This window comes from Herbaspirillum sp. NPDC101397 (assembly GCF_044767325.1).
Lineage (GTDB): Bacteria > Pseudomonadota > Gammaproteobacteria > Burkholderiales > Burkholderiaceae_D > Herbaspirillum.
Genome location: NZ_JBIWNS010000005.1, coordinates 376,898 through 390,522, shown reverse-complemented (window position 1 = coordinate 390,522; position 13,625 = coordinate 376,898). Strand labels below are relative to the sequence as shown.

The window sequence follows — 13,625 nt, the reverse complement described above, 5'->3', positions numbered from 1 at the left end:
TTTTCACTGTGTCGCTCTTGGGCGGCGACTTCAGATTGCATTCTTAAAAAACGCTCAGTGCGCTTCGTCGCCGAGAAACTCGAGACAGTCGGCGAAGATCTCGTCAACGCCCAGCTTGCGCGGCAGCAATTGCTGCTCTTCGCAACAGGCAAGGATCATTTCCAGCGGCCCGCGCAAGGCGTCGATGCCATCCGGCAAGCGCTTCAGCAAGGCACCCGGATCTGCCGGATTGATCGCTGCAGCCTTGCCTTGCCTGAACAGTTTATACACCGACTTGACGCTGTCCGGATGTGCTTCGGCGACGGCGCGATGCATCACCGCGACATGATTGACCGGCACGAAACCGTGCTTGTCGTACCAGATTTTATCGGCTGCGACGGGGTCCGGGATCAAGGGCACGATGCCCTCGATGCTGGGCAGGTCGTTGCCGAAAATGGCGGCATCGATTTCGCCGTCAAGCAGCATTTGCAACATTTCCTTGCCTGCCTGCGCACGCGTGGCGAAGGACGGATCCTGGTATTCCTGCAGATGGCCGCCTTCGAAGGTGATCCACTCGATCTTCGTGGTCGGCACGCCGTAGGTGCCCTCAAGAATCGCGCGCACCCACATGCCGGTAGTCTGCGTATAGGCACGCACGCCGACCTTGGCGCCGGCCAGATCGCCGACCGTCATCGGACGCCGATGCGCGTTGTAGACGATGCAACCCTGCTGCAGCCGTGCCGCCAGCACGGTTGGCAAGATCACCAGCGGCTTGCCGTAGGCCTTGGCCTGCAAATATGTGGCGATGGCCATTTCGCTGACGTCATAGGCCTGGCTGCGCGCCATCGGTGCGAATGCGCGATGGATGGGCTCGATATCGAGACAGTCCAGGCGCACGTCCGGCGCCGTGATCTCGCCGCTCATCAACTTGGCGGTGTGCGGATATTTCTTGATGGCGGTGTTCAGGTGCAATACGCCGTTGTCGATCTTCATGCTGCCGATCCCATCCTGGTCAGTTCCGGATAAATGGAGCGCGCGGTGTCGCCGAAGATCCAGGCCAGGTCTTGCGCCGACAGCATGGACAAACCGGCTTTGGCCTCGGCCAGCAGCGACTCCAGCGAACCTTCCGCCGACGGGAAATTGGAACCCCAGGCGATGCGCTTGGCGCCGAACGCCTGCACCACGCGCGGGAAGAAATCCTGCGGCGTCGAGGCACCTCGCCCCGCTTCGGCGATGGTGCGGTTGGTGAGTTTCAGATAGACGCCGGGATGGGCCGCCAGTGCGAACAGCGAGTCCGCCGACGCATACGGCGCACCGCCGGCCAGATCGGGACGCGCCAGGTGATCGAGCAGCACGCGGATCTTCGGGAACAGGCCGAGCATGCGTTGCAACGCGGGAATACCGGCCGCCGTCATCTGCAGGCAGATGGAAATATTGCTGGCCTGAGCATATTCCCACACCGGATAAGAACGTTCGTCGTCGAGCCAGGAAGCTTGTCCTGGCATGGTAGTGCCGGTCAAAAACAGACGCAGGCCGCTCATGCCCTGCGCGATCCAGTACTTGAATTTGTCGAGCGCGTCAGGCGCCAGCACGTCAATCGAAAACACGCCGCAAAAACGATCCGGATGCGCCTTGACGGCGTCGACCACGTAGCTGTTGTCATTGCCGTAGGCAGTCGACGCCTGCACCACCATCGCGTGGGCGATGCCGGCAGCATCCATTGCCGTGAGCAGGCTTTCGTAGTCGGCAGGACGATGCGCCGACCAGTCCGACTGGCGGCCGCCGACTGGCGCCAGCGGGTAGCGGTCATGGTCTGGCGAGATGGCGTGGGTATGTGTATCGACGATGTCGTACATTGTTAAGCTCCGATATGCGTTTCACGTTGGTAGATCGAGAAAGTGAACGAAGTGTATTGAAATCGAGCGGATTTATCTAATTTTAAACAGGCAACAAGACATAAATTTAAATTAAGCTTTATCATTTAAATTTAGCTCTTTGCGGAAGGAGAAGGTGACATGTCCGACGATACCGTGCGCTTGCGGCGATTGCTTTTTTTTGATGCGGTGTGCCGTGAAGGCGGCATCGGCCACGCCGCCGAGGCGGTCGGCCTGACCCAGCCTGCGGTCAGTCTGGCCATCAAGAAGCTGGAAGAAAGTTTCGGTGCGGTATTGTTCGAGCGCGGCTACGGCGGCAGCGACCTGACGCTGGAAGGCACGCTGCTGCATCGGCGCGTGCGCCGGATGCTGGACCAGATCGAAGCCGCTGTGGCCACCGTGCTGAACGGCGCCAAGACGCGCAGCCACGACGCCGCCGCCGTCTGCCGTCACCTGACCGATGCGCAGATCCGCTGCCATATCGCCATCGCCCAACTCGGCTCCGCCGTCGACGCCGCCCGCAAGCTCGGCATTTCGCAACCGGCCGTGCATCGCGCCGCGCGCGAGCTGGAAGAAACCGTGGGCGTGACCTTGTACCGACGGCGCGTACACAGCGTCTCGGCCAACGCCACCGGCACCGAGTTCGCGCGTCGCCTTAGCCTCGCACTCCATGAAATCAGCCAGGCCGCGGTCGATCTGGCGTCGGCGCGCGGCGTCGCCGGCGGTCAGGTGTCGGTAGGTGTACTGCCCCTGCTGCCGCAGCGCTTGCTGGCGCGCACTATCGGCCGGCTGCAGGAAGAATACCCGGACGTCGCGGTGACTATTCGCGAAGGTGCACATTCACGCCTGATGAACGATCTGCGCTTCGGCGAGCTCGACATCATCGTCGGCGCGCTGCGCGAACCGCGGCTCGAAGGCAGCGTGGTCGAATCCGAATTGTTCACCGATCCCTACGCGGTAGTGGTGCGGCGCGGACACGCCCTGGCCGGCAAGAAGACCATCACGCGCAAGGACCTGACCGCCTACGGCTGGGTGGTGCCGCAAAAGGACATGCCGCGCCGCACGGTGGTGGAACAAATGCTGGAGACGCTGCCGCAACGGCCGCGCGTGGTGGTGGAAACCAGTTCGCTGGCCATGATGATCGCCATGCTGGAAGAGAACGACTGCATCTCGCTGCTGTCGCGATCGCACATCCTGTACGGCAATTACCGCAACGACGTGGTGGCGCTGAACATCGCGCCGCCGCAGGCCGAGCGCACAGTCGGCTTCACTACCCGCGCCGATTGGCTGGCAACACGCGTGCAGCAAGCTTTCATTGAACATCTGCGCGAACAGTCGCGCATCGATCATTAAGCGCGGCTGAGCATACAGACGCGACAAAGCCCGCACGGAGCGGGCTTTGTCGGGCGCCGGCAATGTTGCCGCCGGCGGTGCTTCTACAGCAGGTACTTCTACAGCTACAGGTACATTTACAGCTACAACCGTCTTCAACATCAATTGCAACTTCAACTTTCGACTGCAACTACAGCTTCAACTACAGGGACCTCTACTACAACAGCAACTACTCGGAGATTAAGCGGCGTTGCGTTCCAGGCGATGCACATTGTCGCCGTTGATTTCGATCTTGCGCGGCTTCAGCGCTTCGGGCACTTCACGCACCAGTTCGATGCTCAGCAAACCGTTTTCCAGTTGGGCGCCGACCACCTTGATATGGTTGGCGAGCTGGAAGCGCTGTTCAAAATCACGCGCCGCGATGCCGCGATGCAGGAAGTTGACGGCCTGGTCTTCCTTCTGTTTGCGACCGACCACTTTCAGTGTGTCGTTTTCGGCTTCGATGTCGATTTCAGCGCTGCTGAAACCGGCCACGGCCATGGTAATCCGGTATTTGTCTTCGGCAACCAGCTCGATGTTGTAAGGCGGGTAGCTCGGTTGCGAATCCGCGCGCTGCGCGTTGTCGAACAGTTGAGCCAGGCGATCGAAGCCGATTGCGGAACGGTAGAGTGGGGAAAAATCGTGAGTACGCATAATAATATCCTTGTAAGAAAAAGCGATAAATGAGCGCGAACCTCCATTGAGCATTCGCTGGGCCGGCGGGTGGTTTGTACTACTGATTTCCCGCTGCCTTGCTACCGATATACGTGCATACTTTTTCTTTTCAAGAGATTTTTTTGATGGCCTTGATTATTTTTTTGGCGTCCAATTTTCCTCTTGATTTTCAAGGGCGATTTTTCAAGTCCGAAGTTCAACGACCGTCGTTTTTCATCGCGGCAACAACCGTACGCAAGACGCCTTGGGCGCGCGCATCACGCACGCTGGTATGCAGCATTACCTGGGCAAGCGGCAAGGACGGCAGCTTCAAGCTCTTGCCGACGTCGATCGCGCCGGCCGGCTTGACGCGATACAACAAGGCAGTGACCGCCAGGCCCGCCGTGACCGCAGCGGAGACGGCGTGCACACCGCCGCCGACGAACACTTCGATCCACGGGATGCCGGCGTCTTCCAGACGTCGCACCGCCAGTTCGCGAATACCGCAGCTGGGAGAAAACGTCGCCAGCCGGAGCGGCTCACCGGCGCGCGGCTGCCATTGCGGCGCGGCGAACCAGCCCATGCGTTCTTCCTGAATCAGTTCGCCGTCGCTGCGCTCGCCATCGCGGCGCACGATGACGGCTTCCAGCTCACCCCGGTCATACATGGCGAGCAGATCGCGGGAGGCGCCGATGCGCACTTCGACCACCACGCCCGGATCGAAAGCATTGATCTGCGCCAGCATGGCCGGCAAACCGTCGCCGGCGACGTGATCGCTGATACCCAGGCTTAACCGCACCGTCGACGTCTCCATGCGCCCCAGCGCCCTCTCGTGCGCCGTCAGCAAATTGCGCGCGGCGTCGAGGAAACCGAGTCCGTCCGCAGACAGGCGCACCTGCCGCGGCGTGCGTTCCAGCAGGCGACGACCAAGGCGATCCTCGAGCCGCTTGAGTTTGAGACTGATAGCGGACTGCGTGGTGTACAGCGCCTCGGCCGCACGCGTAAAACTTTGCATATCGGCAACTAAAACGAAGGCCTGGACGGCGTCAAGGTCAAGCGGGCGTTGGGTCGGTTCCATTTTTTGGACTGATTGAGATTGCTTATGGATGGGCATCAATCATTTCAAATGAATATCATTGAAATATACATAGATGCATTTTAAAAATGATACACCTGATCTAAGATGCCTGCATACCCACCGTGATTCATCACTTTTGCAAGGAGAACACCATGCCTTTTGCCCGAGTCGTCATCCGCCGCGGCGAGACCCGCGAATACCGCCAGGCCATCCTCGACAATCTCTACGAGGCAATGATCGAAACCTTCAACGTGCCGGAAGACGACAAGTTCATGGTGATCGATGAATACGATCCGGAGAACTTCGTCTTCAGCAAGACCTACATGAACATCGCCCGCAGCGACAAGCTCGTGATCATCCAGCTGACCGTAAACAACACGCGCACCATCGATCAGAAGAAGGCGCTATACGTGCGCATCGTCGAGCGCCTGAATCTGCAACCCGGCATCCGCCCGGAAGACATCCTCATCAACCTGGTCGAAGTGAACAAGGAGAACTGGTCGTTCGGCCACGGGCTCGCGCAGTACGCGTTGTAAGCTGCACGTCGATCCCGATCCCGACCCCGGCCCTGGATAGCTGATAGCATGGCAAGCCTGATCAACTTGCCTTGCCATCCTTTCCCCCATGCCGACAACCAGCAGCAAGCCCACAACTTCCCGCAGCATCCTGCGTCGCATTGCCGTCGTGCTGGCGCTGGTCAGCGCCGGTTGCGCCGCGGCGAGCAAGTATTACGACCCTGAAAAACCCAATCGCACGCCGTCCGGCTTCCGCAATACGTATCCGCAGGAACCGCGCGCGTCACTGCTGAAATGGCAGTGGGAACGCCTCACGCAAGGCTTGCCGAAAGCGCCGGCCAACAACTACAACTTCCCCATGGCCACGCCCGAGATCGCGTGGCTGCAAGCCAACAAGAGCGTCACCAGCGTGACCTGGATCAGCCATGCGACGGCGCTGCTGCAGATCAACGGCATGAACGTCATCACCGATCCGATCTTCTCCGAGCGCGCCTCGCCGTTCAGCTTCATCGGTCCCAAACGCAAGGTGCCGCTCAACATTGCGCCGGAACAATTGCCGCATATCGACGTGGTGGTGATTTCACACAATCACTACGACCATCTCGACCAGGTCAGCGTGGAAAAACTCAATAGCCAGGCCGGCGGGCCGCCGTTGTTCCTGGTGCCGCTCGGTGTGAAGGAATGGATGGCCGGCGTCGGCATCACCAACGTGCGCGAAATGGACTGGTGGGACAAGACCAGCGCCGGCAAGCTCGACATCAGCTTCGTGCCGGCACAGCACTGGTCGGCGCGCAGCCTGACCGACCGCTCCGAGACGCTGTGGGGCGGCTGGGTGATCAAGACTGCTGAAGGCGCTCCACGTCCGTTCTCGCTGTTCTTTGCGGGCGATACCGGCTATTCAAAAGACTTCCAGGACATCGGCCGCAAGTTTGGCAGCTTCGACTTCGCGCTGATCCCCATCGGTGCCTACGCGCCGCGCTGGTTCATGCAGGGCCAGCACGTGGATCCGGAACAGGCCGTGCAGATCCACAAGGACGTCCATGCGAAGCGCTCGATCGGGATCCATTGGGGGACCTTCGAACTGGCCGACGAGCCGCTCGACGAACCGCCGCAGTTGCTGGCCGAGGCGGTGAAGAAAGCCGGATTGCCGGCAAAGGAATTTACCGTGCTCAAACACGGTGAGACGATAAAACTGGATTGATTTGATCTGCGCGTAAAAAAATCGCAGGGAAATTTCTTTCCCTGCGATTCTTTGGACAACTCGTTCAGCGCTGCAACTTAATCGACAATGAACAGCTTCGCGCCCGTCGACGTGGATGACCGATGCGCTTCCGCATTGTCGGCCACCTGATAGCTCATGCCGGCCTTGAGCAGGAAGGTGCGACCGTCGTCCAGCTCGGTGTGCAACTCCCCTTCCAGACACAGCAGCACATGGCCTTTCTTGCACCAGTGATCAGCCAGGTAGCCCGGCGTGTACTCGACCATGCGCACCCGGATCGGGCCGAACTGGCGCGTGCGCCAGGTGGCCATGCCCGTGTCGCCCTTGTGCTCGGTACACTCGACAGTGTTCCAGTCGGTGGTGCCGAACGGCAGGTTGCCGATTTCCATTACAGCTTGGCGGCAATCAGCTTGCCGAGGCGCTCAATGCCGGCGCGGATTTTTTCCGGTGGCACGGTGACGAAGCTCAGGCGCAGCGTGTTGTGTTGCGGCTCGTTGGCGTAGAACGGTGCGCCCGGCACGAAGGCGACGTGCTGCTCCACCGCTTCCTTGAGCAGGGCGCCGCTGTCGATGTGCTTCGGCAGCGTCACCCAGATGAACATGCCGCCTTCCGGTTTGGTCCAGCTGGTGCCGGCCGGGAAGTAAGTCTGCAGCGCGTCGAGCATGGCCTGGCATTGATCCGCGTACAGCTTGCGGATGGTCGGAATGTGCGTTTGCAGGAAGCCGTCCTTGACCGCTTCGTACACCACCATCTGGGTCAGCTGCGCGGTGTGCAGGTCGGCCGCTTGCTTGGCCTGTTCCATCTTCAGGATCAGCGGCGTCGGCGCGACCACGTAGCCGAGACGGATGCCCGGTGTCAGCACCTTCGAGAACGAACCCATGTAAATCACGCCGGCCGGATTCATGTTGAGCATCTTCGGCAGCGGATCGTTGCGATAGCTCAGGGCGCCGTACGGATCATCTTCGATCAGCGGCAAGCCCAGGCGGGCGCAGGCTTCCACCAGCGCGAAGCGGCGCTCCAGCGGCAGCGTGCGTCCGGTCGGGTTCTGGAAGTTCGGCAGCGAGTACAGCAGGCGCGCCCCCTTGCCCAGTTCTTCGACGGCCTCGGGAATCAGGCCCTGCTCGTCGCTCGGCACCGAGATGAAGTTCGGACCGTAGATCGAGAACGCCTGCAGCGCGCCCAGATAGCTCGGTGTCTCCACCATCACGTTGCTGCCTTCGTCAATCAGCACTTTGCCCAGCAGGTCCAGGCCTTGTTGCGAGCCGGACACCATCAGCACTTGTTCCGGCAGGATACGGGCGCCGTCGGTGGACAGAGAATTGGCCACCCATTCACGCAGCGGGCCGTAACCGTCGGTCGGACCGTATTGCAGCGCGATCTTGCCCTGGTTGGTCAGGACGGTGTCAAACGCCGCCTTCATGCGCTCGACCGGGAAGGTCGCCGGCGACGGCAGACCGCCTGCGAACGAGGTGATTTCCGGACGCATGGTGATCTTCAGGATTTCGCGGATCGCCGAGCTTTGCAGCTGCTGCGAACGTTTGGAGAAATTCCACTGAAGCGGATTGGGGTTTTCGATTTTCATGATGCCTGCCAAAAATAGGGTCGTGTTACGTGCCGGGACCGGTCATCCGCCGGGCCGGCAACAAAGTGGTCTGGTTGGTTGACTTAGGCGATCTCGGCGATCAGCTCGATCTCAACGCAGGCGCCCATCGGAATCTGCGCCACGCCGAAGGCCGAACGTGCATGCTTGCCCTGCTCGCCGAACAATTCGCCGATCAGTTCGGAAGCGCCGTTGGTCACCAGATGTTGTTCAGTGAAATCGCCGGTCGAGTTGACCAGGCTCATCAGCTTGACGATGCGCTTGACCCGTGTGAGGTCGCCGCCGCAAGCCGCTTGCAATGTCGCCAGCAAATCAATCGCCACCGCGCGGGCCGCCAGCTTGCCCTGTTCCGTCGTCGTGTCCTTGCCGAGCTGACCAACCCATACCTTGCCGTCCTTCTTGGCCAGGTGGCCGGACAGGAATACGGTATTGCCGGTTTGCGCGTACATGACGTAGGCGGCGGCTGGTGCGGCCACGGCTGGCAATTCGATATTCAGGGCTTTGAGTTTTTCGTAGACGGACATGCGGTGCTCCTGTTTGCTGTGGCCGGCTTGCCGTCGTCAATGTATTGACGCCCGGCAAGGCAGCACGTTTCGAAATGAAAACAAAATGTAGTCCGCCATTATCGCAAATATCGCAGAGTTGTGACGGACAACCTCACTAAAACCGTTGTCTGGATTGAATTAGCGCCGGTTCAGTTGCGGCTCGATGACGGGCGCCCGCCGGATCGCCATGCGCCGTCCAATTGCCACAACGGCAATAACCGCTGTCGCAAACAACAGATGGCTCGCATCCAGGGTTTCGCCGACGATCACCGCTGCGCCTACCAGCGTCATGAACGGCTGCAGTAATTGCACCTGGCCGACTCGCGCAATGCCACCCAGGGCCAGGCCCTTGTACCAGAAGAAAAAACCAATGAACATCGAGAAAAACGAGACGTAGGCGAACGACATCCAGGCCTGCGGCGATGCGTCCACGCCATAGTGGGCGCCAAGCCAGATCGTTGCGGGCAGCAACACCGGCATCGACAGCACCAGCGCCCAGCAGATCACCTGCTGGCCGCCCATGCTCTGCGACAGGCGACCGCCCTCGGCATAGCCCATGGCCGCAGCCACCACCGCCGCGAACAGCGCGAAGTCGGCGGTATGGAAACTGCCGCCGCCCTGGCGCAACGCAAAAGCGATCACGATGACGCTGCCGATCAGGGCCGCAATCCAGAAGCCGGTCGAAGGACGCTCGCCAAAACGCAGCGCACCGAACAAGGCAGTCGCCAGCGGCAACAAGCCCACCACCACCGCACCGTGCGAGGCTGGTACGTAGTGCATGGCGATCGAGGAGAACAAGGGAAAGCCGACCACCACGCCCAGCGACGTAATCAGCAATCCACGCAATTGTTGCCAGGTCGGAAGCGGCGCCCTCAGATGCCACAGCATGCCGACCGCGCAGACCGCCGCCACCACTGCGCGGCCGAACGCGACGAAGGCCGGATTCAGCTCGGCCACGGCGACACGGGTAAACGGCAGCGTCAGGCTGAATATCGCCACACCGACAAAACCCAGCCACATCCCTTTTGATTCGTTGTTCATCAGTTTCCTTTTATATTTTTTTATATTTATTTTTTAAATTACAGCCAGATCGCCACAGCGGAATAAATGGTCAACAGCACCATCACCGTGCTGAACACGGTGCGCCATAGCGGTTGCGTCAGGTAGCGCCGCAACATCGCGCCGGCGCCGGCCCACACGCCGACGCACGGCAGATTGATGACGCCGAACACCAGGCAATAGATGGCGATGGCCAGCCACACCGGCTGCACCAGCGGCAGGAACGCGGACGCGCCCGTGATGGCCATCACCCAGGCCTTGGGATTGGCGAACTGGAACAGCGCCGCGCCCATGAACGACATCGGCCGCACATGCGCGCTGTCTTCCTGGCTGAAGCGCATGTTGCGCAGTTTCCATGCAAGGTACAGCAGATAGCCGGAGCCGGCGATCTTCAGCAGCACGTGAATGGCCGGCACGGCGATCACCAGGCTGCCGATGCCGGCAGCGCAGATCGCCAGCAGCACGACAAAACCGAAGGTGATGCCGAGCATGTGCGGAATCGAACGCAGGAAGCCGAACCACACGCCCGACGACGTCAGCATGATGTTGTTCGGACCCGGCGTGATCGACGTCACGAAGGCGAACGAGGCCAGCGGCAACAAGGCTTCCATCAATGTCCTCCCTGGCGGATAGTCATGTGCGAAAGCCGCGCAAGCCGGGCAAATCCACGCTGCAACAAGCCGCGCGCCGCAAAGCAACGCACCTTGAACCACAAGCCTGCGCCCGGCTTGCTGCGGTTTTCCATGAAGATTTCACTGGCGATGACGGCCTCGACCACGATGGTGCGATCGGGGTGCACGATCAGCGCGTCGCCGGCGTGCAGCCAGAAATCTTCAGGGCGACCTTCCTGGGTAACCCAGACATAGCCGCGCCGCACCAGCAGCAAACGGCTGCGTTCGAACTTGCCCGACGCCAGCGCGCCGGCGCCCAGGTGCAGATGATGATGTTCGCGTGTCAGTGCAGTCATGCCACCCTCCTCTGTTGGCTGAGGTCGGAATTGATGTCAGTCAGTTGCGCATCCTGATCGGGGCGCGACAGAATCTGCGCGAACATGTCGTGGTCGACGTTGCCGCCCGACAGCGTCAGTCCGATGCGTTGTCCCTGCAAGCGATGGCGGATCTGCATCGCTGCCGCCAACGCCGCGGCGCCCGCGCCTTCGGCGACATTGTGGGTGGCGGTGAAATACAACTTCATCGCGGCGGCCACTTCATCGTCGCTGACGGCGATCACTTCATCGACTTCATTCAGGATCACTTCCAGCGATGCCTCGTCCGGCACGCGACAGGCCATGCCGTCGGCAATCACGGTGGTCACCGGCGATTCGATCTTGCTGCGGCCGTCGAAGGACAGCTTGTAAGCCAGCGCATGCGCCGACACCACACCGATGATGCGGGTGCGCACATTGAGCGCGCGCCGCGCCGCAGCCGCAGCGCATACGCCCGAGCCTTGACCGATCGGCACGAACAATACGTCGAGGTCGGGTTGTGCGCGCAGCAACTCCATCCAGTAGGTCGCCACGCCGCTGACGAGGTCGCGGTGGAAGGATGGAATCATGTGCAGTTGATGTTGCTGCGCCAGCATGGCGGCGTGCTCGCGGCTTTCCTGGAACTCCCGGCCGAACTCCACCAGCTCAACGCCCAGCGCGCGCATGGCGGCATTCTTTTCACGGCTGTTGCCTTGCGGGACCACGATGGTGGCCGGGATGCCATAGCGGCGTGCGGCGAAACCGACCGACTGGCCGTGATTGCCGCGCGTGGCGGAAATCACGCCGCGCACCTGTTGCTGGCGCGGACGCTGCGCCAGGTTCTGCAGGTAGACCAGACCGCCGCGGATCTTGAAGGCGCCGGTCGGCGTATGGTTCTCATGCTTGACCCAGGCCTCGGCGCCGAGCGCTTCGCTCAGCAGCGGCCACGCATATTGCGGCGTCGCCGGCATCGCGGCATATACGGCCTGGGCGGCTTGCTCGATCTCGGCATGCGTTGGCAACAAATGGGTCATGAAAGTCTCCTTTGGGTGATTCTGTTTCTGGTCAATTGAACAAGAGCCGGGGCCCGATCGATTTTCACGATTGACGCCGCTCTTGACATGGGTCTATCCTAATCGACATCGCCAGTACAGTACCAGTACACTTAACCAAATAACTGCTTACATTGTCACGGTAAAATGACCAATACAGCCCGTATCAAAAATCTGCCACCAGCCGCGGTGCCGACTACCCTGCCCCTGCTGTCGCGCGAGAGCGGCGATTCGCTGGTCGACCAGATCGTGCGCACGGTGCAGTCGCGCATCGACGACAAACTGTTGCGCACCGGTGCCCGGATGCCGTCCATTCGCCAGTTTGCCGACCTGCACAGCGTGTCGCGCTTCACCGTTGTTGAGGCCTACGATCGCCTGGTGGCCCAGGGCTTTCTGGAATCGCGGCGCGGTTCCGGCTTTTTCGTACGCGAGCGCTCGCCGGTTGCCAATCCGTCAATGACCGGTACAGTTGTGTCGGCTGCAGGCCACAATCCCGGCAGCGACGCTGCATCGCTGCCACAACAGCTCGATGTGGTCTGGCTGGTACGCAACATGTTCCGTCAGATGCCGGCGCAAAAAATGCCCGGTGGCGGCCTGCTGCCGCCCGATTGGCTGGATGGCGACCTGATCGCCAACGGCCTGCGCGCAGTGGGCCGGCAAAACCAGTCGCTGCTGCTCAGCTACGGCACGCCGCAAGGCTTCCTGCCGCTGCGCCAGCAATTGCAGCTGAAGCTGGCCGAGCTGGAAATCTCCGCGGCGCCCGAACAGATCCTCATGACCTCCGGCGTGACGCAGGGACTGGACATCGTGGCACGCCATTTCCTGCGTCCCGGCGACGTGATCTTCGTCGACGATCCGGCCTGGTTCCTGATGTTCGGTTCGTTTGCAGCGATGGGCGCCAAGGTGGTCGGCATCCCGCGCCTGGCTGACGGTCCCGATATCGCCAAGCTGGCGGAACTGGCGGCGCTGCACAAGCCGCGCCTGTACGTGATCAATTCGGTGCTGCACAACCCAACCTCGACCTCGCTGTCGGCGGCCAAGGCGTTTCAGATCCTGCGCATCGCCGAGGAACACGACTTCACCATCGTCGAGGACGACATCTATTGCGACATGCATGCCGGTAACACCGGTGCGGGCGCAGGCGGCCAGGCGGCCACGCGCATCGCGGCGCTGGACCAGCTGCACCGGGTGATTTATCTGGGGGGATTTTCCAAGACCTTGTCGGCCAACCTGCGCGTCGGCTTCATCGCCACTTCGCCGGACCTGGCGCGCCATCTGGCTGACCGCAAGATGCTGTCGACCCTGACCACCACTGAAATCGGCGAGCGCGTGGTCTACAAGATTCTCTCGGAAGGCCATTACCGCAAACACACCGAACGGCTGCGCAATCGCCTCAATGGCGTGCGCGACAAGGTGGTGCGGCAACTGGAAAGAGTCGGTCTCGGAACCGGCACGGCGACCTCGAACGGCATGTTCGTGTGGGCCGATGCCGGCCGCGACACCAGCGTGCTGACCGAGAAAGCCATGGCGCAGGGATTCCTGCTGGCGCCGGGCAGCCTGTTCTCGCCGAATCAGCTGCCGTCGACCAAGATGCGCATCAATGTCGCCAGTATGACGGACCCGGCGATCTGGCGTTTTCTGGATGAAGAACTGGGACGTTGAAACTTCCGCTACCTGATCAGTTCAGGTAGCGGAACAAGCCGGCAACAAACCGG

Annotated in this window: 15 protein-coding genes; 4 read left to right on the top strand and 11 right to left on the bottom strand. The window is 61.0% G+C overall.

Going from position 1 to position 13,625, the window contains the following annotated elements:
- Positions 1-54 precede the first annotated feature (54 nt).
- Positions 55-972 (bottom strand): hypothetical protein, encoded by a 918-nt coding sequence (locus ACIROW_RS14605; RefSeq protein ID WP_402276800.1) that lies wholly within the window; start codon positions 970-972, stop codon positions 55-57.
- Positions 969-1,835 carry an amidohydrolase family protein gene (locus ACIROW_RS14600; protein ID WP_402276798.1) on the bottom strand — a complete coding sequence of 289 codons (867 nt, stop codon included), beginning with the start codon at positions 1,833-1,835 and terminating at the stop codon, positions 969-971. The genes ACIROW_RS14605 and ACIROW_RS14600 overlap by 4 nt, the downstream gene beginning before the upstream one ends.
- Positions 1,836-1,994: 159 nt before the next feature.
- Here ACIROW_RS14600 and ACIROW_RS14595 point away from each other — a divergent pair, with 159 nt between their 5' ends.
- The gene (locus ACIROW_RS14595) at positions 1,995-3,206 is read left to right on the top strand and encodes a LysR substrate-binding domain-containing protein (protein ID WP_402276795.1); all 1,212 of its coding nucleotides are present in this window, start codon (positions 1,995-1,997) and stop codon (positions 3,204-3,206) included.
- Positions 3,207-3,425: 219 nt separating this feature from the next.
- On the opposite strand, the gene ACIROW_RS14590 is transcribed toward ACIROW_RS14595, so the two are convergent.
- Both ACIROW_RS14590 and ACIROW_RS14585 read right to left on the bottom strand, forming a co-directional pair.
- On the bottom strand, positions 3,426-3,878 hold the full coding sequence (locus ACIROW_RS14590) for an Hsp20 family protein (protein ID WP_402276792.1): 453 nt from the start codon (positions 3,876-3,878) through the stop codon (positions 3,426-3,428).
- A gap of 217 nt (positions 3,879-4,095) precedes the next feature.
- On the bottom strand, positions 4,096-4,956 hold the full coding sequence (locus ACIROW_RS14585) for a LysR family transcriptional regulator (RefSeq protein ID WP_402276789.1): 861 nt from the start codon (positions 4,954-4,956) through the stop codon (positions 4,096-4,098).
- A gap of 152 nt (positions 4,957-5,108) precedes the next feature.
- Between ACIROW_RS14585 and ACIROW_RS14580 the strand changes: the two genes are divergently transcribed.
- The gene (locus ACIROW_RS14580) at positions 5,109-5,492 is read left to right on the top strand and encodes a tautomerase family protein (protein WP_402276787.1); all 384 of its coding nucleotides are present in this window, start codon (positions 5,109-5,111) and stop codon (positions 5,490-5,492) included.
- 88 nt (positions 5,493-5,580) lie between these two features.
- A complete protein-coding gene (locus ACIROW_RS14575) occupies positions 5,581-6,672 on the top strand; it encodes an MBL fold metallo-hydrolase (protein WP_402276784.1) in 1,092 nt (363 codons plus the stop codon).
- A 77-nt stretch (positions 6,673-6,749) separates the two neighbouring features.
- Here the strand turns inward: ACIROW_RS14575 and ACIROW_RS14570 are convergent, their stop codons facing one another.
- The 7 genes from ACIROW_RS14570 to ACIROW_RS14540 form a co-directional block, all read right to left on the bottom strand.
- The gene (locus tag ACIROW_RS14570; RefSeq protein WP_402276781.1) at positions 6,750-7,079 is read right to left on the bottom strand and encodes a DHCW motif cupin fold protein; all 330 of its coding nucleotides are present in this window, start codon (positions 7,077-7,079) and stop codon (positions 6,750-6,752) included.
- On the bottom strand, positions 7,079-8,272 hold the full coding sequence (locus tag ACIROW_RS14565; protein WP_402276778.1) for a PLP-dependent aminotransferase family protein: 1,194 nt from the start codon (positions 8,270-8,272) through the stop codon (positions 7,079-7,081). Before ACIROW_RS14565 ends, ACIROW_RS14570 begins: the two co-directional genes overlap by 1 nt.
- A gap of 83 nt (positions 8,273-8,355) precedes the next feature.
- Positions 8,356-8,814 carry a RidA family protein gene (locus ACIROW_RS14560; protein ID WP_053201751.1) on the bottom strand — a complete coding sequence of 153 codons (459 nt, stop codon included), beginning with the start codon at positions 8,812-8,814 and terminating at the stop codon, positions 8,356-8,358.
- Positions 8,815-8,973: 159 nt separating this feature from the next.
- Complete coding sequence (locus tag ACIROW_RS14555; protein ID WP_402276775.1) at positions 8,974-9,876, bottom strand: DMT family transporter; 903 nt, start codon at positions 9,874-9,876, stop codon at positions 8,974-8,976.
- A gap of 38 nt (positions 9,877-9,914) precedes the next feature.
- On the bottom strand, positions 9,915-10,505 hold the full coding sequence (locus tag ACIROW_RS14550; RefSeq protein ID WP_402276772.1) for a LysE family translocator: 591 nt from the start codon (positions 10,503-10,505) through the stop codon (positions 9,915-9,917).
- A complete protein-coding gene (locus ACIROW_RS14545; RefSeq protein WP_402276769.1) occupies positions 10,505-10,861 on the bottom strand; it encodes a DUF2917 domain-containing protein in 357 nt (118 codons plus the stop codon). Before ACIROW_RS14545 ends, ACIROW_RS14550 begins: the two co-directional genes overlap by 1 nt.
- Positions 10,858-11,892, bottom strand: coding sequence for a threonine dehydratase (locus tag ACIROW_RS14540; protein WP_402276766.1), 1,035 nt, complete (start codon positions 11,890-11,892; stop codon positions 10,858-10,860). Before ACIROW_RS14540 ends, ACIROW_RS14545 begins: the two co-directional genes overlap by 4 nt.
- A gap of 165 nt (positions 11,893-12,057) precedes the next feature.
- Between ACIROW_RS14540 and ACIROW_RS14535 the strand changes: the two genes are divergently transcribed.
- Entirely contained in the window at positions 12,058-13,572 is a 1,515-nt protein-coding gene (locus ACIROW_RS14535; protein WP_402276763.1) for a PLP-dependent aminotransferase family protein, read from the top strand.
- Positions 13,573-13,625 lie beyond the last annotated feature (53 nt).